Consider the following 22,145-nt stretch of genomic DNA (forward strand, 5'->3'; position numbering starts at 1 on the left):
ATTTCCGTTCTGATAAGAACGAATGGAAATGCTCTATACGGGGAAAATGATACGGGCGATAATTCGCCCGTATCTGATATAAGATATTACTCTTCGGTTTCCACATAACGCGGGAAGATCGGCTCCGGTGCAGGCAGTTCCGCACCGCTGATCAGCACGTCGCCAAGATCAGCGAAGCTGCGTTTATCGTCTGCAACACCCAGAATATTCAGCAGTTTGGCTGAAGATGTCGGGATATAGGCCTGAGTCATGATCGCAACGCGGCGCAGCACTTCTGCAGTCGTATACAATACTGTGCCCATGCGTACCGGATCGGTTTTACGCAAAGCCCAAGGCTCCTGAGCTGCGAAATAACGGTTAGCTTCGGAAACCACGTTGAAAATTGCTGCCAGCGCCTGATGAATAGCCTGAACCTTCATCGCATTGCGGGCAAGTTCAATCGCTTCTTCAGCCAGTTTCAGAATAGCCGTATCTTCCTCATGGAAGTTGGCTTTTTCCGGCACTTTACCCTCGCAGTTCTTAGCGATCATCGACAGCGAGCGCTGTGCAAGATTGCCCAGATCATTGGCCAGATCAGCATTGGTGCGGTTGACAATCGCTTCGTGGTTGTAGCTGCCGTCCTGACCGAAAGGCACTTCACGCAGGAAGAAATAGCGCACCTGATCCAGACCATAGCGGTCGATAAAGGCGAACGGATCGATCACATTGCCGACCGATTTCGACATTTTCTCGCCACGGTTAAACAGGAAGCCGTGCGCGAAAACACGTTCCGGCAGAGGCAGACCGGCAGACATCAGGAATGCAGGCCAGTAAACCGCATGGAAGCGCACAATATCTTTACCCAGAATATGGGCAGAGGCTGGCCAGAACTGTGCCTTCTCCGCATCCATATCAGGATAGCCGATAGCAGTGAGATAGTTAGTCAGCGCATCGACCCAAACATACATCACATGCTTATCATTGCCCGGAACCGGCACACCCCAATCAAAGGTCGTGCGGGAAACGGACAGATCGCGCAGGCCCGATTTGATGAAGCTCAGCACTTCATTGCGGCGCTCAGACGGGCCGACAAATTGCGGGTGCTTTTCAAAATATTCAATCAGCGGTTCCTGATATTTTGATAAGCGGAAGAAATAGCTTTCTTCTTCATGCCATTCTACCGGCGAGCCGATCGGCTCGCGGCGTACGCCATCTTCACCGACAGTGGTTTCGCTCTCGTCGAAATAGGCTTCCTGACGAACCGAATACCAGCCGGCATAGCTGTCGAGATAGATATCGCCGTTAGCGACCATGCGCTCCCAGATTTCCTGACAGGCTTTGTAATGGCGCTCTTCCGTGGTGCGGATGAACTGGTCGTGGCTTGATCCGATCTTTTCCAGCATTTCGCGGAAAACCGCAGAGTTTTTATCGGCCAGTTCCAGCGGCGTAATGCCTTCTTTCTCGGCAGTCTGCTGCATTTTCAGACCATGCTCGTCTGTACCGGTCAGGAACAGCACTTCTTTGCCGTCAAGGCGCTGAAAGCGCGCCATAGCATCGGTAGCAATCGATGTATAAGCATGACCGATATGCGGCGTACCGTTCGGATAGAAGATCGGGGTGGTGATATAAAATTTTTCGCGGCTCATGTCGGATCCGTCTTGTCGAGATATTTTATCTCATGAAGTCAATATGATGATAACTGATAAAACCGGCATATCGCATGTTTGTCGCGAAGTCAGCACTAAATGCATCTAATTCAGAAACTCATGCTTGTTTATGCGGTTTTGTGATCCTGTGAATACCGGTTTCCGGTATTCTTGCAGTGACCGGCTCGCTCGGCGGCATCAGCCAGTCTCAAGCCTCAGACTGGCATGCCGCTGCGCATTGCACGATGCATCTTTTCCATCATGATCAGCGCCGCCTGCTTGCGGTCGAGATTATAGCTTTCCGTTTCCATTGCCTCGCGGCGCAGATCATCCCAGAATTGCGACCACTGACTGGCCTGAACCACCTGCCCTTGCTCGGCAAGCCCAAGCGCCTGACTGGCGGCTTTATCCAGCAGATATTCGAGGAAAAGCTGGTTCTGAACCTCGGCTTCACGTCCACCTAACACGGCGGCCAGAGCCTGCGCTTTTGGCAGATCAAAATGATTGCCGCTCAGCACGGCATCCACTGTATCGGTGATTTCCAGCCCGCCGTGCGCCACCAGCAACAAAGCTTTGCGCACAGAACCTTCAGCCCGCGCACTGAGTGCCGCGAAATAAGCCTGATCCTGCACATCAATACCAACATCTTTGCCTGCAACATCCAGCGCGCGTTTCAGTTCCGCATCATTCAGCGGTTTAAACGCCAGCGACTGGCAACGGGAGCGGATGGTTGGCAGCAAACGACCGGAAGAGTGCGAAATCAGAATAAACAATGCCCGCGCAGGCGGTTCTTCCAGCGTTTTCAGCAACGCATTGGCAGCATTGCGGTTCATATCATCCGCAGGGTCGATAATAATGATACGCCATGCGCCGTCACCGGAAGTGCGGCTCAAGAAATGCGTAATACGACGAATTTCCTCGACGGTAATTGCCGTGCGGTATTTGCCGGTCTTGGCATCAAACGGTCGCGTAATATGCAGCAGTGCCGGATGCATGCCCTGTGAAATCTGGCGATATGGCGCTTTATCCAACTCAGGCACGGCCAGTTGCAGCGGCGCGGACGCGCCTTGCGGATATTGCAGCATATGGCCTGCCAGATGAAAGCCGGTTGTCGCCTTGCCAATTCCCTGCAAGCCTTCAAACAGCAGCGCATGATGCATGCGGCCTTCCTGATAGGCCTGCGCCAAAAATCCGCGCACATCTTCATGGGCAGTTAAAAAACTTGCAACATTAGGTGCCGCAACACCTTGAATTTCATCATAAGTGCTGTTTGGTGCCTGTTCAGCCATGAGCATATCCCTCACGGCTATTCAGCAAATTGTCTGTCAGCGCGGAAATTTCTGCACTGATCTCTGCGACCGAACGGTCTGCATCAATCACTTTGCAGCGCTGCGGTTCCTCGGCTGCGATGCCAAGAAAAGCCTGCCGGCGTGCTTCATGCGTGGCAATGGTTTCTTTTTCAAAGCGGTCAGCCGCCTCATTCCCGCGGCGCAGACCAGCCCGCGCCAAGCCTTTATCTGCCGGAATATCGAGAATGAAAGTCAGATCAGGCATGGTACCGTCAATCGCGATGCGCTCAACCGCCTGCATGAATTGCGGGTCAAGATTGCCGCTGATGCCCTGATAAACACGACTTGAATCAATAAAACGATCACAGAGAACAATCTGTCCGGCTTCAATCGCAGGGCGGATTTTTTGGTCAACATGATCACTGCGGGCGGCAGCAAAAAGCAGGGCTTCCATCGCAGGGCCATAGGCCTCAGCGGCACCGCTCAAAATCACATGACGCACAGCTTCAGCCCCTGCCGAACCTCCGGGCTCGCGCGTAACAATCACATCAAAGCCGCGTACACGCAGGTGATCAGCCAAGCCTGAGATTTGCGTGGTTTTACCCGCGCCTTCTCCGCCTTCAAATGTGATCAATAATCCTGACAAAGCTCTGATTTTCCTAAGCTGTCGCATCGTTAACTTCATACAGCTTATTGAGGATGGGTATGATTTTGTCAAATAAAACCGCAAAGGAAATGTAGCGGCCTTATTTCAGCAAGCGCCGTATCCAGCCAGTTGCCAGTTCATAAAGTGCATCGAGTGATTTATTGCGCAGCGAGCCCTCAGCCACATCCTGCACGGCATAAACAGGGCGCTCGACCAGCACTTCCTTATCACGCAATACCTGCAAGCGTCCGATCTCCTGCCCCTTTGCCACAGGTGCCGCCACCGGTCCCCGATAAATTACCTGCGAACGCAGCTTGCTCTTATCCTGAACAGGCACCAGCACTGAAACCGCATCATGGACAATAAGCCCCACCGATCCTTGCGTGCCACCATACAAAGAGCCCTGCGCCACTTCTGAATTCTCATTGAAAACCGGCAATTTAACAAAATCACTCATCGCCCAGCGGATCAGCTTTTCAGCATCTTCTGTTCTGTCCTGAATGGTTTTTGCGCCGTTCAGCCCCAAATAAATCCGCCGTCCGTTTTGTTCCGCAGAGGCGACGAAAGAAAAACCGGAATCTTTAGTGCCGCCCATCGCCAGTCCGTCTGCACCGATATTCAGACGCAATAACGGATTGCGGTTACGCTGCATAATATTATTCCACGTAAAACTCTCCTGAGCGTAAAGCGGATAATATTGCGGATAGGTTTTGTGCAGGTGCTGCGCCAGCTTCAGCATATCGCTGAGTGTCACTTTTTGTATGGCGCCCTCTTGCGGCAAGCCGGTCGGATTTGAAAAAACAGAGCCTTTCAACCCCAGCGCCTGCGCTCTTTCGTTCATCAGGAGCGCAAAACCTTGTTCGCTGCCGCTCATGCCCTCCGCCAGAACAATCGCACCATCATTAGCCGATTGTACAGTGATAGCCTGTATGAGGTCATTGACAGTGAGTTGCGATTTAATCTTGGCAAACATAGTCGCAGTGCCCGACGGTGCACCACCTGTACGCCATGCATGCTCGCTGACAGTAAAACTGGTTTCCGGCTGGATTGTACCGCTCGCCAGCGCATTGAAGGCAACCTCAGCAGTCATCAGCTTAGCCAGCGATGCAGGCGGAAACGCAACATCAGCCTTGCGAGAAAACAATATGCTGCCGGTATCCGCATCGAGCAGCAAAATCTGTTCTGACTTAACGGCAAAGGGCGGTTCGGCGGCATTCGCCGTCGATATCAGGCAGGAACTCCCGCTAAAGAGTATAATCTGCGTGAGAGTCAGCACAGCGGCAAAACGCACCTCTTTCACAGGTTTTGTCTTGTCATATGTGCTTTGATACCAAGCCACCTTGTTCTCCGGTCATTGTTCAAGTCTATAAGAGACTCAAAATAAGACACGATCATTGACGATCAATGAAGCTAAAATAAAAACGTCCGGCTATGCCGGACGTTTGAACGACTATTAATCTTTGCGGGACGAACCCAACAGACTACTCGGCACGCACCACGAAGGCATCTTCCGCACCGGCAGCCCATGCTGCCTGCAACAAGGCATCATTATTACCGTTACGCGATTTCGCAGTCAGGCTATACAAATCGCTTTGTGCCTGCGGGGTCATGCTGCGGCTGACAGTGCCCAGCTTTCCAAGAGCAGAGGCGATGCGATCAGCCTCGGCTTTGCTCGTGAACGTGCCAAGATCAACAAATTCACCCTGCTCGGCGCCATTCTGCAGAAATTTCTCTGCCTGCGCATTGCGCCATTCAGCAGAGGCGGCATCCGGCATCAGCACTTTAGAGTAAACAGCTTCATTGGCCTGCGCAATCCGGTTGCCTGCATAGGCGCTGACCAGAATGTCATTCTGCGCGGCAGCGTAGAGACCATATGGCTTATCCAACGGCACCGGAATGACCGAAGGCAACACCGGCATTGCGCCATTCGCGCCATCAGCATAGCCGAAAGGCAGCTGCGGCTGTGCTGAGATCTGATCAAAAGCGCTGGCATTACCCTGTTCCGCACGATTTGGTGCAGAGGTTGGTGTCGGGCCGTTCATCGCCATCATCACACCGGTCGCAGGCTGCCCGATTGCATCGCCACCTTCACGGTAGGATGCCAGCAAATAGGCATCATCCTGACCATGCAGCGGTGCACGGCCAACATATTCCACTTTAACATTCGCGGTACCGTGATGCTTGTAATCCAGCATTTCAGCCGCTTTTTCGGACATATCGATCACGCGGTCGTTGGAATAAGGACCACGGTCATTCACACGCACGATCACAGAACTGCCATTGGCCATATTGGTCACACGGGCATAGCTCGGCAGCGGCATCGTCGGATGCGCTGCGGTAAGATGCGTCATGTCATAGACTTCGCCATTGGCGGTCAGGCGACCATGAAAAGCCGAACCATACCAGGATGCGCGGCCGACCTTCACATAGTTCGGGTCTTCCTTCGGCTTATACCACTTGTCTTTGACTTTATAAGGCTTACCAACCTGATTACGGCCGCCGCCGCGCGGAATTTTCTCGCCGTTTGCCACACGCGGGCTGGCTTTAACGCCATAAACGGATTCCGCAAAATACTCTTTGGAGCGCTTTTTCTTTTTCACTTCCGGCTGTGGCGATGCGCAGGCCGTAGCCAGCAAACCAACCATACCGAGATAAAAAATTCTTTTCACCCGAGAAGAGTGCAGCATCCAGCCCCCGCTAACGCTTTTGTTAATTGTAACAGACCCTTGTGGCTGCTTCTGAAGTGACTTCATTACGCTACTCAAACCCATCACAAACAACAACGATCAGTCTGCAACAAAACCGGCCTTTTCCCCTGACATATTTGTCAGGTAAATCCCGCCAGTCTGAAACTTGTAGAATGAAACAGTTTCAAAACCTTTACTCAGGTCGAAAATGCACATTATTTTGAGACTGTTCGCAAGAATTAATTGATAGAATCTTAATGAAAAGACATGCAGAGCTGCATCTGAAGTCTTGCCCTGCCAAATTTGCGCCTACATATCCTGACTGTGAGCCACACATACACATCCGGCAAACGGTGATTTATTCACCTTACAATAGAATGATCAGGAGAATCCGTTGAAATTTCTCGTTGCAGAACAACAAGCTAACCACTGCAGCGTAAGCGAACAAAACACAGTTTGTAACAGCAGATCATCCGCAGCTTTTAAAACTTTATCAGAACCAATTTGACGTTAACCAAGATTGCATTTCACTGGGGATTATGAAATTCAGATTTTGCACATTCTGTAATTCTTAGTCCCGTGGCAGAGTTTGACAGTCAATCAATTTCAACCAGATAAACGGAAGATAAGCCTTGAGTACAGAACTGACCCTCGCTGTCTGGATGCTGGTTGTAGCAATTATTCAGATTTTATTGCCTGCAATGTTCCGCAACCGTGAAACAGGTCTGGATTATAATGCCGGACCACGCGACGAGGCGGGACCTCCTGTCGGGGTTATCACCGCACGATTGCAGCGTGCGCAACGCAATCTGTATGAAACCCTGCCCTTGTTTCTTGCCGCAATTCTCATTGCCCACGTCAGCGGTCGTTTAGGCACTCTGACCTATGCAGGCGCATGGCTCTATACAGCCGGACGCGTGCTGTATATTCCCGCTTATGCCTTTGGTATTCCCTATATCAGAAGCCTAATCTGGGCAGTATCCACCGCAGGCCTTGTTCTGATCCTTCTGGCATTGCTGGGCTAACGCAAACAACATTAAATTACATAACACTAAAACAATAAATTCTTATTTATAAAGAATTTACGCCAATTCCTGTTTTTAATAGGCTTGGGGTCAATATTGATCTATGTGGAGGATAATATTGGGTCGTCAATTGTATTAGTGCTCAGAAATTTCCAGTCATTAACTGAAGAATATTCAGATTAAAGCATGCGCTCAGGGATATTTGAACAGACTATGAAATCAGCTCTTATAAAAGCCTTTATTGTTTCTGCCGCCGCTGCGCTGCTGTGTGTTGCAATCAGCATGATTATTGGCGTTATCCGCGGCGAGCCTGCTGGTATCATCAGCATCAGCATCAGCATCAGCCTGATTTTGCCTTTGATCACCGCTTTTCCGGCGATGACGGTCGTCTTTCACCGTAATGCGCAGCTTTCCAGAGCATTCACAGATCTGGAAAAAGCCCATCAGGAATTACAGGCGCGTTCAAAAATCGACTATATGACCGGCCTTTATAACCGTGAAGCATTTTTCGAGATGATGCGGAATGTCCGCTCCCGTCTGGATACCGGTGCATTGCTGCTGATTGATGCGGACCACTTTAAAAACATTAATGACAAACATGGCCATGCTGTTGGTGACCGTGCGCTGAAGCTGATCGCCTTCGCTTTGCAAAATGTTACCCGCAAAGGTGATCTGGTCGGGCGCGTCGGCGGGGAAGAGTTTTGTGTCTATCTGCCCAATGCCAGCCGTGCAGCGGCGATGAGCGTCGGCGAGCGCATTCGTGTAGAAATCGAAAATACGCCGTTCTACATTTCTCAAAAACAGGTAGAGCCGCTCACTGTCAGCACCGGCGGGGCTCTTGCCCATAAAAGCGACAGCAATTCGCAGATTTTCAGCCGTGCTGATCATTGTCTTTATGAGGCCAAAAATCTGGGTCGCAACTGCATCGTGTTTGAAAAAGCAGATCTTGCTGAAACAGAAATGCAGAAACTTCATCTGGTTCAGGCAGATGATGAGGAAAGCTCAGACCGCCGCACCTACTGACCAGAGCGGTCTACGTCCGAATTAGACCATAACGCTCGCTCTTGATTCTTTATTTGGGCGCATTATCACGGGTGTCAAGTTGATCCAACTTGACTGTGAAATGCTCTAATCGCCGCTCTACTCCCAGAGCGTGATAATATCTTCTGCAGTTGATACCGGCGAAAAGCCCATTCTCTGATAGAGTTGCAACGCGCGTGGGCTGTCGAGCGTATTGGTCTCAAGTTTCAGCTTTTGCGGACTCTGCGACCATGCGGCGGCAAGCACCTCCGCAAAGAAAAACTTTGCCAGCCCGCGCCCCTGATAATCAGGCACCAGACCAAAATACAGAAGATCAACACTTTCCGGCAGGTTAAGGCGCATCTCGGCGAAACCCGCAGGGCAACCATCAACGTAGAGCAGCAAAATTCGGGTTTCTTCCGCCTGCAAAACCGATGCCACCTTGTCGTCGCTCTGCATACGGCGCAGCATCCAATGATGCGGCTTACCGATCACCTCATAGAGATAGCGGTAAAGATGCACCGGCATATTTTCAGCCAGCATAATCGCCAGTCTGATACCGGAAGGCAAAGGAACCGCAACGGTTGACGGAGAGGCCATTTCTAACCGCGTTACATTAACAGTCACTTCTCCGGTGATTGCTGTATCGCTCTGGCCAATCTCGTCATTCGTCATAGTGGATACTTCTTTTGCTAGAAATCTGCTGCTGTTTCGTTCCTATCAGGAAAAAACAGCGATATTATGCCGGAGCTTTGCCAAAGCGGATACGGTAACGGCGGTTTTCCTTACCCTTTTTCTCGATTTTACCGATATGGATTTCACCGATTTCGGATGTATTGGCCACATGAGTACCGCCACAAGGCTGAGAATCCACCGAACCATTTTCACCGATGACCACAAGGCAAATACGCCCTTGTCCGACTGGCGGGCGCACATTCTTTGATTTGACAATATCAGGATTGGCTGCCAGTTCTTCATCGCTGATCCACTGCGCTGTCACCGGCAACGCAGCATTGACCAGCTCCATGAGTTTTACTGTGACGGTTTCCTTGGAAAACTCAGCATCCGGCAAATCAAAATCCACGCGGCTGTCATCAACATTGACAGAAGCGCCGGTAATCGGGAACGGACAGACAACGGAAAGCAAATGGCAGGCTGTATGCATTTGCATCAGCTTGAAACGACGATCCCAATCAATCTCGGCAATCAACTCTTCGCCGATCTGCGGCAGGCTTTCACCTTCTGCAGGCACATGAATGAAATCATTCTTCGTCGTGCCATTGATGGTCGTGGTGATTTGAATTTCGCTGCCATCGGCACGGCGCAGCACACCATTATCGCCGGGCTGCCCGCCGGAAGTGGCATAGAACACAGTCTGGTCAAGAATAATGCCACCCTCATCTGTCAGGCCGACGACCTTGGCCGGTGTGGCTTTCAGATAAGCATTATCACGAAAAAGCGAATTTGTTGCCAGACTCTGTGTCATCATTCCCTCATGCAAGATTTAGAGCATTTCCAGCAATAGTGTGAAGCGGTTTTGCGTCGGATAATGCGCAAAACAAATACTTACAGCGGTTCCAACGTTTCAACCTTGACTGGAACCGCTGTAAGAAAAAGTCTTTTGTGAGAGGTTTAAAGCAGTTTCAGGAAAAGTGGAACCAGTTTTCCTGAAACTATGGTAACAACAAAGAGATAGAGGATTTAAAACATCTCTCATGCCTCATAAGGGACAGTAATATCTGTACGCTCGAGAAGCCACTGCGGCACCGGCAAACCACGCTCTTCAAGGAAAGCAGGATTATACATTTTCGACTGATAACGATTGCCGTAATCAGCCAGAATTGTCACGATCCGCGCGCCTTTGCCCAAGTCCTTCGCCATGCGGATAGCACCGGCGATATTGATGGCCGATGAGCCGCCAAGGCATAAACCTTCTTCCAGTACCAGATCGAAAGCAATATTCAGAGCCTCGGCATCACTGATCTGATAAGAGAAGTCTGGCTTAAAACCTTCCAGATTTCCGGTGATGCGCCCCTGCCCGATACCCTCGGTAATCGACGATCCCTCGGCCTTCAGCTCACCGCTTGTGTAGTAAGAGAAAAGCGCCGCGCCTTCAGGATCTGCCAGTCCGATTTTGATATCCTTGCTGAACCCGTGCAGCCCTTCAGCCACACCTGCTAAAGTGCCGCCGGAACCGACTGCGCAGATAAAACCGTCCAGCTTGCCTTCTGTTTGCTGCCAGATTTCCGCAGCAGTTGTCTCAACATGAGACTGGCGGTTCGCCTGATTATCAAACTGGTTTGCCCAGATTGCACCATTCGGCTCTGTTTTTGCCAGCTGTTCGGCCAAACGACCGGAAAGGCGCACATAATTATTCGGATTCTTATAAGGAACAGCCGGAACTTCAATCAGCTCCGCCCCCAGCAACCTCAAGGCATCTTTCTTTTCCTGACTTTGCGTTTCAGGAATAACGATGACTGTGCGATAGCCGAGCGCTTTGGCAACCATTGTCAGGCCGATGCCGGTATTCCCCGCAGTGCCTTCAACAATCACACCGCCCTTGCGCAAAAGCCCGCGTTTTTCCGCATCGCGGATAATATAGAGCGCCGCACGATCTTTGACCGATTGCCCCGGATTGGCGAATTCTGCTTTGCCTAAAATCTCGCAACCGGTGATTTCAGATGCCTTATTCAGACGGATCAGCGGTGTGTTGCCGATGGCTTCAATCACCGATTTTTTAACACCAGAAAATACCATAGCCATAGTCCTCTTACGCTGTTCCGAACACTCTAGAGCGGGTTACGTCCAGATTGGATCACAGTGCTCGCTCTAGATTCTTTAATTTGCCGCATTATCACGGGCGTCAAGTTGATCCAACTTGACTGTGAAATGCTCTATTCCTGAGCAGAACCTATTGTTGCGCAACAGCTTATTCAAGGTAAAGTTTTCCGGCAATATGCAGTCCAACAATAAAAAACACCGCCGAAACTTAATCCGGCGGTGCTTTTATTTCATTACCATGCAGAAATCAGGAAAGCTGCTAAATCAGCTATTCCAGTCCTGTCCTGCCCGTTTTTTATTACGGTGGAAGGATTTCTTATTCGCAGGCTTACCGGTATTGGCCTGACCAGGTTTATGGCCTGCATTCTGGCTGCTACGGCCGGAATGATTGCGGTTTGAACGGGCGCGCTCTGATGATGCAGGCTTTGCTTCACCATGCTTCATTGGTGCGTCATCATTCAGTTCACGAACTTCGGAAAAACCACCAGAACGCTGCGGCGCTTTATCCATGCTCTTATACGGACGCGAGGTTTTACGCTTGCCAACCGCGCGCGGATCTGGCTTCGGCCATTCATGCTCGAAGGTTGGCTTTTCTGTGCGTTCCGGCAGCGGACCAAACTGCGCAGGCAGCTCTTTCTGTGTCAGCTTATTGCGGATAACGCGCTCAACAGCCTTGAGCTTCGCATGTTCTGTACCGCCGTCATAAAGCGTAATCGCCGCACCTGATGCGCCGTTACGGCCTGTGCGGCCGATACGGTGCACATAGCTTTCCGGCTCATCCGGCAGATCATAATTGATAACATGGCTGATACCCGGCACATCAATACCGCGTGCGGCAATATCGGTGGCAATCAGCACGCGAACCGAGCGATCTTTAAAGCCGTTCAGCGCACGCTGACGAGCATTCTGTGATTTGTTTCCGTGAATGGCAGCAACGGAATAACCGTCTTTTTCCAGATTGCGGGTCACCGCATCCGCACCATGTTTGGTACGGGTGAAAACGATAACAGTTTCAAGCTTCGGATTGGTCAAAAGGCTGGAAAGTGCCTTTTTCTTATCCTTGGTCGGAACAGTATAGACGATCTGGGTAATTTCAGCGGCAGTTGTACCCTGCGGAGATACTTCAACACGGACAGGACTGCGCAACAGGCCTTCGGCCAGTGATACAATTTCCTTAGGCATCGTCGCGGAGAACAAAGCAGTCTGTCGGTCAGCGCGTGTTGCCTTGGCAATACGCTTCACATCATTGATGAAGCCCATGTCCAGCATGCGATCAGCTTCGTCCAGTACCAGCCATTTCGTGGCTGACAGGTCGATGCACTTGTCGCGCACCAGATCAGTCAGACGACCCGGCGTTGCGACCAGAATGTCCACACCAGGCATCATCTTACGCACCTGAGAAGCGCGGGAAACACCACCCAGAACCAGACCGGTTGAGAGATGCGCACCCTTGGTAAGAACGCGGATTGTTTCTTCAATCTGCACTGCAAGTTCACGGGTTGGCGCGAGGATAAGCGCACGGCAGGTTTTAGGCAGACGCTTATCACCCAGAGCAAGAATTTGCTCCAGAATTGGCAGGGAAAACGCTGCGGTCTTGCCGGAGCCGGTCTGAGCAATGCCCAGAATGTCTTTACCTTGCAACTGCGCCGGCAGCGATTGCATCTGGATTGGCTTTGGCGATGTCATGCCAGCCGCATCCAGATTTTTCAGCAAAATACCGGTGATACCTAAAGCAGCGAAACCGGAAGCTTCGTCATTTTTTACGACATCAACAGCAGGTGCCTGCATTTCCGCAACAACGGACAGGCCATTTTCATTTTGATTTTTCAAAACATAATCTTTCGGCATGCGTTGACGGCGGGAGAACCGATCATACGCATCATCAGATCACCACGCGCAAGCTGGTAATCAGGAAACAAATTTCAAACGACGAAGCGCCGGAACAAGAAATGTTCTCACGCGACTTGCGCTGCCGTATCCGGCACAGAATGTCCGGATGATTTCACTCTCAGCCGTTAAAACTGAAAGAGAAAATTTAAGACGCAACGAAGTCCAGCATGGAAAGCCCTAATGCAAAATCTCGCATCAGACCCAAGCGCCTGAGCTGCATATGGGCGCTTTCGTTTCAAAAAGCAAATGAAATAAACAACAGTGCCCTATGCTAAAACGCATAGGGCACTGTTTTAAGTCTTCGTCAGATAATAAAATCAGCCAGAACCTGATTGTCGGTAATATCCTGATAGGACCAACCCGCTTCTTTGAACTTCTTCTCCAGAACCGCAAAGTTTTTGGCATCTTTCGTTTCAATACCAATCAGCACAGAACCGAAATTGCGGGCAGATTTCTTCAGATATTCGAAACGCGCAATGTCATCCTCCGGCCCCAGCAAATCGAGGAACATACGCAAAGCACCCGGGCGCTGCGGGAAGCGGAAGACAAAATATTTCTTCAAACCCTCATATCGCAGCGCGCGCTCTTTCACATCCGGCAGACGCTCAAAATCAAAATTGCCGCCGGACACCACAAGAACAATGGTTTTGCCCTTGAGTTCGCTCTTTTTGAAATCCTTGAGCGCATCAATCGCCAGTGCACCGGCAGGCTCCAGCACAACGCCCTCAATGTTGAGCATTTCCGTCATTGTACCGCAAAGCCGGTTTTCCGGCACATTGATAACGGATGATGCCGGATAGGCTTTGAGAACCTTGAAATTCTCTGCACCCAGCTCGCCAACCGCCGCGCCATCAACGAAATTATCAACGGTCTGCAGTTTGATGCGTTTACCTGCTTCAAGGCTGAGTTTGAGGCTCGGTGCGCCTTGCGGCTCAACAAAACGAAACTCTGTCGGCCAGCCCAGTGCTTTCACATAAAGCGTAACACCGGCAGAAAGACCGCCGCCGCCAACCGGCAGCATCATCAGATCCGGCACTTTACCTTCCGGCAATTGCTCTGCAATTTCCTGCGCAACCGATGCCTGACCGGTAATAATACCCATCGCATCGAAAGGCGGCACCATCAACCCGCCCTCAAGCTTAGCATAGTCCTGAGACGCAGCGTAACACTGGTCAAAAATATCGCCCACGAGACGAATTTCAATAAACTCAGCGCCAAAAGCGCGTGTCTTGTCGATTTTCTGCTGTGGTGTTGTCACCGGCATAAAAACCACGCCTTTGCGGCCGAAATGGCGACACACATAGGCAAAGCCCTGCGCATGATTGCCCGCAGAGGCGCAGACGAAAACAGTCTTTTCATCCGCTTTTTTAATCGCTGCGGAAATGAAGTTGAATGCACCACGGATTTTATAGGATCGAACCGGCGTCAGGTCTTCACGCTTTAACCAGATATCAGCACCATATTTACGCGACAGATAATCATTGCGCTGCAACGGTGTTTCACCGAACAAGGCACGCATCTGCTGCGTGGCCTGTGCAACGGATTTTATAAAATCACTCATAGGAACAAATCAACTTTCTCGAATGTACGCACATCTATCAGTCCGATATCGGAAATACGCAGTTCCGGTATCACCACAAGCGCCAGCAGCGAATGCTGCATATAGGCATTATTCAGTGTACAGCCCATCGCCGCCATTGCTTTGACCAGCTTGTCAGCTTTGGCCGCAACAATCTCGGCACGCTCGTCAGACATCAGACCGGCAATCGGCATTTCCACGCAAGCCAGTTCCCTGCCCTTGGAATAAAGCACCACGCCGCCGCCAATTTCGCCCAGACGATTAACGGCTTTCGCCATGTCATCCTTATTGGTGCCGACGGCAATAATATGATGACTGTCATGGGCAACAGTCGAGGCCAGAGCGCAATCCAGCGTATAGCCAAAACCGGACACGAAAGCATTGGTGATCGTTCCTGAACCGCGGTGGCGCTCCACCAGAGCAATCTGGCAGACATCATTACGACGATCCATCTGTACAATACCGTCGCTCACGACAAGCTCGGCTTCAAGGGCACGTGTCGGCGCCTGATTTTCGATCACACCGATAACGCGTGCCGTTACATTTTTTGTTGGTTTTGGCGGTTTAATATCAAAGTCTTGTGCGGAGAACTTACGACCAAGCTTTACCGTATTCTTAGCATTCGCCGGATATTCATAAGGCGCGATATCTGCAACCAGTTTACCCTGCTCAGCCAGCAATACGCCGCGTCCGTAAACACGCTCAATCGTCAGTGCAGATAAGTCAGATACAATCAGGAAATCTGCACGACGACCCGGTGTAATAGAGCCAATTTCACGCTCCAGCCGGAAATGCTGAGCAGTATTGATAGTCGCCATCTGGATCGCAGTGACAGGTTTCAAACCTTGCGCAATTGCATGGCGCACAACGCGATCCATATGCCCTTCATGCACCAAAGTGCCGGAATGGCTATCATCGGTGCAGAGCACGAAATTACGGGAATCCAGCCCCTGCTCGGTAATCGCCTTGACCTGTGACGCCACATCAAACCATGCTGAGCCCAGACGCAGCATAGCACGCATACCTTGGCGCACGCGGGCAATCGCATCTTCTGCACGCGTACCTTCGTGGTCATCTTCAGGGCCACCGGCCACATAGCCGTGGAAAGCACGACCAAGATCAGGTGATGCATAATGCCCGCCAACAGTCTTACCCGCATTCATCGTTGCATCAATCACGCCGCGCATGATCGGGTCATTATTGGCAACGCCTGGGAAATTCATCACTTCGCCAAGGCCGACAATATTCGGCCAGCTCATGGCTTCCAGCACTTCTGCCGCACCGATTTCCGCGCCGCCATTTTCCAAACCGGGTGCAGAAGGCACGCAGCTCGGCATCTGCACATAGACATTGACCGGCATGGCCATTGCCTCATCATGCATCAGCCGCACGCCTTCAAGCCCTAACACATTGGCGATTTCATGCGGATCAATAAACATGGAAGTGGTGCCATGCGGAACAACAGCACGGGTAAATTCGGTAACTGTCACCATGCCGCTTTCAACATGCATATGCGCATCACACAGGCCGGGCACCAGATAGCGCCCTTCCGCATCCACCACCTTGGTGGTCGCGCCGATACAATGCGTTGCATTGTGCCCGACATAGGCAAAGCGGCCTTCTACGATCGCAATATCAATACCGGCCACAATCTCACCGGAATAAACACTGACCAGCCGGCCGTTGCGCACCACCAGATCGGCCGGTTTACGCCCCATAGCGACATCAACCAGAACAGGCGCAGATGCAGCCCATGATTTGATTTCAGTTTTTGATTTTTTAAGGTCAGATGATGACAAGGCGGCCTCCATGACATGACCGGATATATCCGGCGCAGGCAAAAACCAGTTTTGCCAAGTTTGACTGTAAATTACCAGTTTGTTTTGTTGTTTTATGCAATTATCTCACGAGATTACACAGCAAAGCCGCGGCTTTATCAGCATGCAATAATTATTATAACAGTGACTATATAATACTTTACAGCAAAAGCATATTTGTGGCAGCTTCTGGATAATTCAAATCGGGAGCGGAACAATATGGTCGAAAAAGTAGCAATCATTACAGCCGGTGGTTCAGGCATGGGCGCAGCTGCAGCACGCAAGCTGGCAGACAACGGCTACAAGATTGCGGTTTTGTCTTCATCAGGCAAAGGTGAAGCACTGGCCAGCACCTATGACGGTATTGGCGTAACCGGCAGCAACCAGTCCAATGATGATCTGAAAAAGCTTATCGACAGTGCACATCAGAAATGGGGCCGCATTGATGTACTAGTCAATAGTGCCGGTCACGGCCCGCGCGGAAGCCTGCTGGATTTTTCTGATGAGGATTGGCATCGTGGCATGGATGTTTATCTCATGAATGTGGTGCGCGCAGTGCGTCTTGTGGCGCCGATTATGCAGTCGCAGAAAAGCGGCTCGATCATCAATATCTCGACTTTTGCAGCCTTTGAACCGGATCCGGCCTTCCCTGTATCCAGCGTATTCCGCGCTGGCCTCGCCTCCTACACCAAGTTGTTTGCAGACAAATATGCTGCTGACAATATTCGTATGAATAATATTCTGCCGGGCTTTATCGACAGCCTGCCGGAAAAGCAGGAATTCAAAGACCGCATTCCGATGCAGCGTTACGGCACTGAGAAAGAAATCGCAGAAACCATCGCGTTTCTGGCTTCAGATGGCGCAGGTTATATTACCGGCCAGAATATCCGCGTTGACGGTGGCATCACCCGTTCCGTCTGATTTTAAGACGCACTCATAGTGACTACCAACCGGTAAAGCCGGTTGGTAGTCATTTAACTAACGTGCTAAATTACTGATTTCAATCAATATTGATTTTTACAGAATGCCGATTTGATAGTAATTTTTCAGCTATTTTTTCGCTGAACGCACAAACTGCGCCTTGACTTCCGCAGCCAAATCACAGATCAAAAGATTACGCATGTCGAGGAAAAGTGGATACCGCTTTTCCGTTTAGAGACAAGCGCAAAAGAATTAGATGCATAGTACATCTTGCTCTGCGGACGTGGAGAAATCGGTAAACTCAGCAGACTTAAAATCTGCCGCTCTTAGAGCTTGCGGGTTCAAGTCCCGCCGTCCGCACCACCTATTCATCAGTTCAATACACTGACCTTCAGCTGTGACAAAGCCGGATATTGAAACAGTATATCCCGTTTGCGTAGCGCTTATTTAATTATTCACGACCTCATTAAATAAATAGAATTGTAAATAGTTATTGCTATATGCAAAATACTTCATCTGTGATGGATTATAATTACAAATTCAAAAAATGAGATCGCCGTATGATACGTATTTTGTTTCTTTTTCTGGGTCGTGAAATCATCCAGAGACATTGGAAAACACTTTTTGTCATCGGCATTCTTTGGTTTCTTGTCGGCATAGCAATTTTTGTCGATGCTCTGGACGGTAAAACCCTGATACATCCGCATGCTTTCGGCTATTTCCTTCTGCCCGAAGCTTTAGTCAGCCTGCTTGCAGCCGCAGGCAGTGAAGGTACAGCCAGACGAATGCGAATTGTGCAAGGTGTTGCTCTATTCGCGGTCGCCCTGCTCATTTTCACCTCCAGTGCAGCCAGTAATTTTTTCCTCGCTCTCGTTTTTGGTCTTTGCTTCCTCGTGGACGGTGGCATGCGCATAGCCAGTGCCTGGGTGGTTCGCTATCCGCGCTGGAAAGTCGGCATGGCTGGCGGTATTTTCGAATTGTTACTGGCGGTTGCAACGCTGCAACCCTGGCCGACATGGTATGCAGGCACCGTCGCTGCAAATGTCGGCGCGGTGATCGTTCTGACCAGTCTGGGCATCATCCACATCGCGCTGCGCATTCATAAGCTTGAAGCAGGCGCTCCCATTTCGCGCCTTTTCGGCCGGAGTAATTTTCTGTCAGCGATCACCACGCATAAAGACAATGAAAACCCAAAAAAGCGTGGCGAATTGATCGTTCATGTATGGACACCCACAGGCACCGCCATGACGCCGCTACGTCAGCGCGCCATCAGTCGCTATATTGCTGCAATTGATGCAAATGGTGTCATTTCAACCGGCCATGCCGCGCTGGAACTCAAACCCGATATATATATCAGCCACTACCCTGCTGTTGAAATTGATCGCTCACCCAATGAGTTCAGCCGTACGCTGCGTGCAACCGCTGATAATAATATTCAGGGACGATTTCTCCCTAATTATAAATTCGAAGCCGAAGACTGGTGCGACTCCACCGTACAGGTCACCATCAAAAACATTGATGAAGACAAGCTACATGCTTTCTGGAACACCTATAAAGCCGATAACACCTATAATTTGACGAACCGCAACTGCTCAAGCGCAGTGGCTGATGCGCTGGATGCCGCACTGGAAGGTGTTTATCGTCATAAACGCTGGCCGGTATTCTCAGCATTCCGTGCCATTATTTATCCGGAGCTTTGGGCTGCAAGCCTGATGCGAAAACGTGCAGAAACGATGGCGTGGACACCGGGGCTTGTGCTTGACTATGCGCGTGCATTGAGTGCGATCGTTGACCCCAAGCCCGGCTTTTGGCTGCCTAAGCGGTTTCTGCGTACAAGCGCCGAATAAGCGACCCCGTTCAACGTGAAAACAGCATGGAACAGCTAAGGGACATGGCAGCGTCATGCCAGAATCCGTATGCCGGTCATGGGTTTCAGCAGCCGCATCTTCCTGAGTTTTTATAATTTCGCTATATTGCAACTCTAAGGCCTGTCTGGAAGCATAATCTGCTGGCAGGTCATCACCTTTGGATTTCGATAAAGTCAAAAACTGAACCCACAGAGTATCCGGGAGCTCTTAAATGGACAGTTTCACAGGTGGTTGCCTTTGCGGCAGCGTGCGATTTAAGGCAACAGGAAAACCATATAGGGTAGGCATTTGTCATTGCCTTGATTGCCGGAAACATCATGGCGCACTTTTCCACGCCTCAGCAATATTCCCTCAGAATGCCGTGACAATCAGTGGTGAAACCCACAGCTATGCCGGACGGCATTTTTGTCCGGCTTGCGGCTCGCCGGTCTTCGGACACTCCGCAGATGAAATTGAAATCAATCTGGGATCTCTGGATGAACCAAACCGGTTCGTTCCTACTTACGAGCTATGGACAGTCCGTCGTGAGGCATGGCTACCGCCATTTCCGCTTCAAAACAAATATGAACACAACCGTGAATCGACGGGTCGTTTTGAGGATTGAACAAGCCAGTCTGAGCACGCCTCGCCTGATTTTATATGTAAATATCTGAGGCCGGACAGCCCGAACGTGCTATATTGGTACATGCCGCATATTCACGGAGGTCACTATGTTAATACATGACATGCCCCGTTCGGAAGTTGATGAAATGCTACGCCATGTAGGTATCGGCTATCTGGCATGTTCGGTTCAGGACAAGCCATATGTTGTTCCGCTCAGATTTATTCACAGTAACGGATATCTCTATTCATTGACCTCTGAGGGCAAGAAAATGGAGCTCATGAGAGCAAACCGCAATGTGTGCGTGAGCTTTTCAGATGTGCATGGCGCCAACAACTGGCGTTGTCTGGTTATTTCCGGCCACTATGAGGAAATACCCAAATCCCTCAGCAAAGACAGCCTTTACTATGAGGCCCACGAGCTATTGGCATCCGCTGCGAACTGGTGGGAGCCTGCTTACGTCAAAACCATTCTGAGAGGTGAAGAGCGGCCATTAGAACCTCTGTATTTCAGAATATCGGTTCTCGAAACGACCGGCCATCAAGCGCAGCCATAAAGCATAGCAGTGCGACACCCGTTTAGCTTTGAGCGGCCACATTTTGCGGCAACTCGAACAGCATGTCGAAGAGATATGTGAAAACAAATGTATAGACGAGGAAGAACAGCAAAAGCACGGCTTCCATCTGAAACGCCATCCAAAAGCCAACGCTATACCACACCATATAAATCGGAATGATAATTACAAACAAACCGAATTCAAACCCGAAAGCATGCATGATACGCACCATCAGGGTACGGCCGGATGTATGACGCTTCGCTTCCCAAGATTCAAACATTAGATTGTAAGTGTAATTCCACGTTACAGCGATCAGAGAAACCAGCACGGCAACCGGTAAAGAGCCTTGCGCATCGCCACCGCTCAGAAACATGAGCAGTATCGTGGACATTACAATGGCAATAACTTCAAAAGTCGCGACATAGAGGATACGCCGCTTAAGCGGTTGCAGAACGAACATTGTCAGCTCCTGAGCTAGCAAATCTAACTGTAAAGAGCCGGCACGCCCCGGCACTAATATATAAAAGGGGAAATAATGCAGATCGCGGTTTTCCATCTGCGAAGTGCAGAAATAAGTGTGACCACCCCATAAGTCAACATCGGAGCGATCACATTTTAGAGTAAGCTTATAACCGCTCTAGCTGGCACTTTCAGAGCGGTGATACGTCACCTGCGGATAAGGTATATTAATACCCGCATCACTGAATGCAGATTTAGCACGTTCTGTTGTGGTGTTGCTGACACTGAAATAACTGGCAGATTCAATCCAGTAACGACAGCTGATGACAACAGAGCTGTCTGCCAGTTGCGAAACGAAATAGACAGGCTCAGGTACTTTCACGACGCCCTTCTGATCCGCGATAATGGACTTTAAGATGCTGAATGCCTTCTGGACATCATCTTCATAACCAATACCGACCTTAAAATCATGCATACGAACTTTAAGGCGGGTATAGTTAGTGACGGGCGTATTCCATAGGATCGAATTCGGCGCCATCACGAAAAGCCCATCATAGGTCTTCAGCTCTGTCGCAAACAAGCCGATTTCCTGCACGGTACCAGCGATTGCGCCCGCATTGATATATTCACCAACTTTAAACGGGCGCAGAACCAGCAGCATAATACCGGCAGCAATGTTTTGTAGCGTACCTTGCAGCGCGAGACCAATCGCCAGACCAACAGCGCCTAATGCGGCTAATATTGATGCTGTCTGAATGCCAAATTGGCCAAGCACCATAACCAGCACAACAATCAAAATGCCATAACGCACTGTTGCACTTAAAAACCCGATCAGGGTCTGGTCAAAGCCCTTTAGCTTGGAAAGAGATTGCCGTGTCCATTTTTGCAAGATTCCGGCAATGATCCAGCCTACGCATAAAATGATCAGCGCGCCGATAGTCGACAGCGAATAACTTATAACAAGATCGGAAATCTGAAGAGCGAGGGCATTGGTATTTTGAATAAACTCAGCTGTTTGTTCCTGCATATTCCAACTTCAATTTGTTTTAGTGTTTATAAAAATTGTTAAATCGTATTTTCAAAAACCAAACTAATGCATCAGACAGCGATGACAAGCCTTTCCGGAACTCAAGGAACCGGATCTTCAGTGTTGATCAACCATCCTCACCTGCATCCACGTGGCAGAGCGAAAAACAGATGCGGGTATTGAAATCAAAAAAAACGTAACCGAAAACAGAGTGTCCCTGAAGCTTTTCAGGTAAATTATAAGGGGTATAGATACACCCAGCTGAGCGGTGTAAGAGACAAGCGACAAATCAAATAATTAGATTTTAAATAGAGTCTCGCCCGTAGAGCTAATTAGCATTAACAACAAAGGGCT

General features: G+C 50.1%; 19 protein-coding genes and 1 tRNA gene. 7 read left to right on the forward strand and 13 right to left on the reverse strand.

The genetic code is table 11. From position 1 onward, the window contains the following. Positions 1-86: 86 nt before the first annotated feature. The 5 genes from metG to P8H26_RS15340 form a co-directional block, all read right to left on the reverse strand. A complete protein-coding gene (gene metG / locus P8H26_RS15320; protein ID WP_289634044.1) occupies positions 87-1,625 on the reverse strand; it encodes a methionine--tRNA ligase in 1,539 nt (512 codons plus the stop codon). Positions 1,626-1,840: 215 nt separating this feature from the next. Then, the gene (locus P8H26_RS15325) at positions 1,841-2,914 is read right to left on the reverse strand and encodes a DNA polymerase III subunit delta' (protein ID WP_289634045.1); all 1,074 of its coding nucleotides are present in this window, start codon (positions 2,912-2,914) and stop codon (positions 1,841-1,843) included. Then, positions 2,907-3,560 (reverse strand): dTMP kinase, encoded by a 654-nt coding sequence (gene tmk, locus P8H26_RS15330; protein ID WP_289634046.1) that lies wholly within the window; start codon positions 3,558-3,560, stop codon positions 2,907-2,909. Before tmk ends, P8H26_RS15325 begins: the two co-directional genes overlap by 8 nt. A 100-nt stretch (positions 3,561-3,660) precedes the next feature. Beyond that, a complete protein-coding gene (locus P8H26_RS15335; RefSeq protein ID WP_289634047.1) occupies positions 3,661-4,899 on the reverse strand; it encodes a D-alanyl-D-alanine carboxypeptidase family protein in 1,239 nt (412 codons plus the stop codon). 142 nt (positions 4,900-5,041) lie between these two features. Continuing rightward, entirely contained in the window at positions 5,042-6,247 is a 1,206-nt protein-coding gene (locus tag P8H26_RS15340) for a septal ring lytic transglycosylase RlpA family protein (RefSeq protein ID WP_374708312.1), read from the reverse strand. A 632-nt stretch (positions 6,248-6,879) separates the two neighbouring features. On the opposite strand from P8H26_RS15340, the gene P8H26_RS15345 reads away from it, so the two are divergent. Both P8H26_RS15345 and P8H26_RS15350 read left to right on the forward strand, forming a co-directional pair. Then, entirely contained in the window at positions 6,880-7,272 is a 393-nt protein-coding gene (locus P8H26_RS15345) for an MAPEG family protein (protein ID WP_289634048.1), read from the forward strand. 213 nt (positions 7,273-7,485) lie between these two features. Next, entirely contained in the window at positions 7,486-8,295 is an 810-nt protein-coding gene (locus P8H26_RS15350) for a GGDEF domain-containing protein (RefSeq protein WP_289634049.1), read from the forward strand. 117 nt (positions 8,296-8,412) lie between these two features. On the opposite strand, the gene P8H26_RS15355 is transcribed toward P8H26_RS15350, so the two are convergent. The 6 genes from P8H26_RS15355 to ade form a co-directional block, all read right to left on the reverse strand. Continuing rightward, entirely contained in the window at positions 8,413-8,967 is a 555-nt protein-coding gene (locus tag P8H26_RS15355; RefSeq protein WP_289634050.1) for an N-acetyltransferase, read from the reverse strand. Positions 8,968-9,031: 64 nt separating this feature from the next. Beyond that, entirely contained in the window at positions 9,032-9,778 is a 747-nt protein-coding gene (locus tag P8H26_RS15360) for an alanyl-tRNA editing protein (protein WP_289634061.1), read from the reverse strand. A 227-nt stretch (positions 9,779-10,005) separates the two neighbouring features. Beyond that, positions 10,006-11,049, reverse strand: coding sequence for a cysteine synthase A (locus P8H26_RS15365; RefSeq protein WP_289634051.1), 1,044 nt, complete (start codon positions 11,047-11,049; stop codon positions 10,006-10,008). 288 nt (positions 11,050-11,337) lie between these two features. Further along, on the reverse strand, positions 11,338-12,861 hold the full coding sequence (locus tag P8H26_RS15370; protein WP_289634063.1) for a DEAD/DEAH box helicase: 1,524 nt from the start codon (positions 12,859-12,861) through the stop codon (positions 11,338-11,340). Between the two features lie 406 nt (positions 12,862-13,267). Further along, positions 13,268-14,524, reverse strand: a complete 1,257-nt coding sequence (gene ilvA / locus P8H26_RS15375; RefSeq protein WP_289634052.1) for a threonine ammonia-lyase IlvA — start codon at positions 14,522-14,524, stop codon at positions 13,268-13,270. Next, on the reverse strand, positions 14,521-16,260 hold the full coding sequence (gene ade / locus P8H26_RS15380; protein WP_289634064.1) for an adenine deaminase: 1,740 nt from the start codon (positions 16,258-16,260) through the stop codon (positions 14,521-14,523). Before ade ends, ilvA begins: the two co-directional genes overlap by 4 nt. Before the next feature lie 318 nt (positions 16,261-16,578). On the opposite strand from ade, the gene P8H26_RS15385 reads away from it, so the two are divergent. The 5 genes from P8H26_RS15385 to P8H26_RS15405 all read left to right on the forward strand — a co-directional run bounded on the left by P8H26_RS15385 (position 16,579) and on the right by P8H26_RS15405 (position 20,305). Then, positions 16,579-17,280, forward strand: a complete 702-nt coding sequence (locus tag P8H26_RS15385) for an SDR family oxidoreductase (protein ID WP_289634053.1) — start codon at positions 16,579-16,581, stop codon at positions 17,278-17,280. 277 nt (positions 17,281-17,557) lie between these two features. Continuing rightward, positions 17,558-17,643, forward strand: a tRNA-Leu gene (locus tag P8H26_RS15390). 197 nt (positions 17,644-17,840) lie between these two features. Next, positions 17,841-19,127: an HdeD family acid-resistance protein gene (locus P8H26_RS15395; protein ID WP_289634054.1), complete on the forward strand. Its 1,287-nt coding sequence runs from the start codon at positions 17,841-17,843 to the stop codon at positions 19,125-19,127. 232 nt (positions 19,128-19,359) lie between these two features. After that, positions 19,360-19,752, forward strand: a complete 393-nt coding sequence (locus tag P8H26_RS15400) for a GFA family protein (RefSeq protein WP_289634055.1) — start codon at positions 19,360-19,362, stop codon at positions 19,750-19,752. Positions 19,753-19,858: 106 nt separating this feature from the next. Beyond that, positions 19,859-20,305: a pyridoxamine 5'-phosphate oxidase family protein gene (locus P8H26_RS15405; RefSeq protein ID WP_289634056.1), complete on the forward strand. Its 447-nt coding sequence runs from the start codon at positions 19,859-19,861 to the stop codon at positions 20,303-20,305. Positions 20,306-20,327: 22 nt separating this feature from the next. On the opposite strand, the gene P8H26_RS15410 is transcribed toward P8H26_RS15405, so the two are convergent. Continuing rightward, complete coding sequence (locus tag P8H26_RS15410; RefSeq protein ID WP_289634057.1) at positions 20,328-20,765, reverse strand: PACE efflux transporter; 438 nt, start codon at positions 20,763-20,765, stop codon at positions 20,328-20,330. A gap of 177 nt (positions 20,766-20,942) precedes the next feature. Further along, positions 20,943-21,791, reverse strand: coding sequence for a mechanosensitive ion channel family protein (locus P8H26_RS15415; RefSeq protein WP_289634058.1), 849 nt, complete (start codon positions 21,789-21,791; stop codon positions 20,943-20,945). Positions 21,792-22,145: the final 354 nt, after the last annotated feature.

This window comes from Pseudochrobactrum sp. sp1633 (assembly GCF_030376605.1).
Classification (GTDB): Bacteria; Pseudomonadota; Alphaproteobacteria; order Rhizobiales; family Rhizobiaceae; genus Pseudochrobactrum.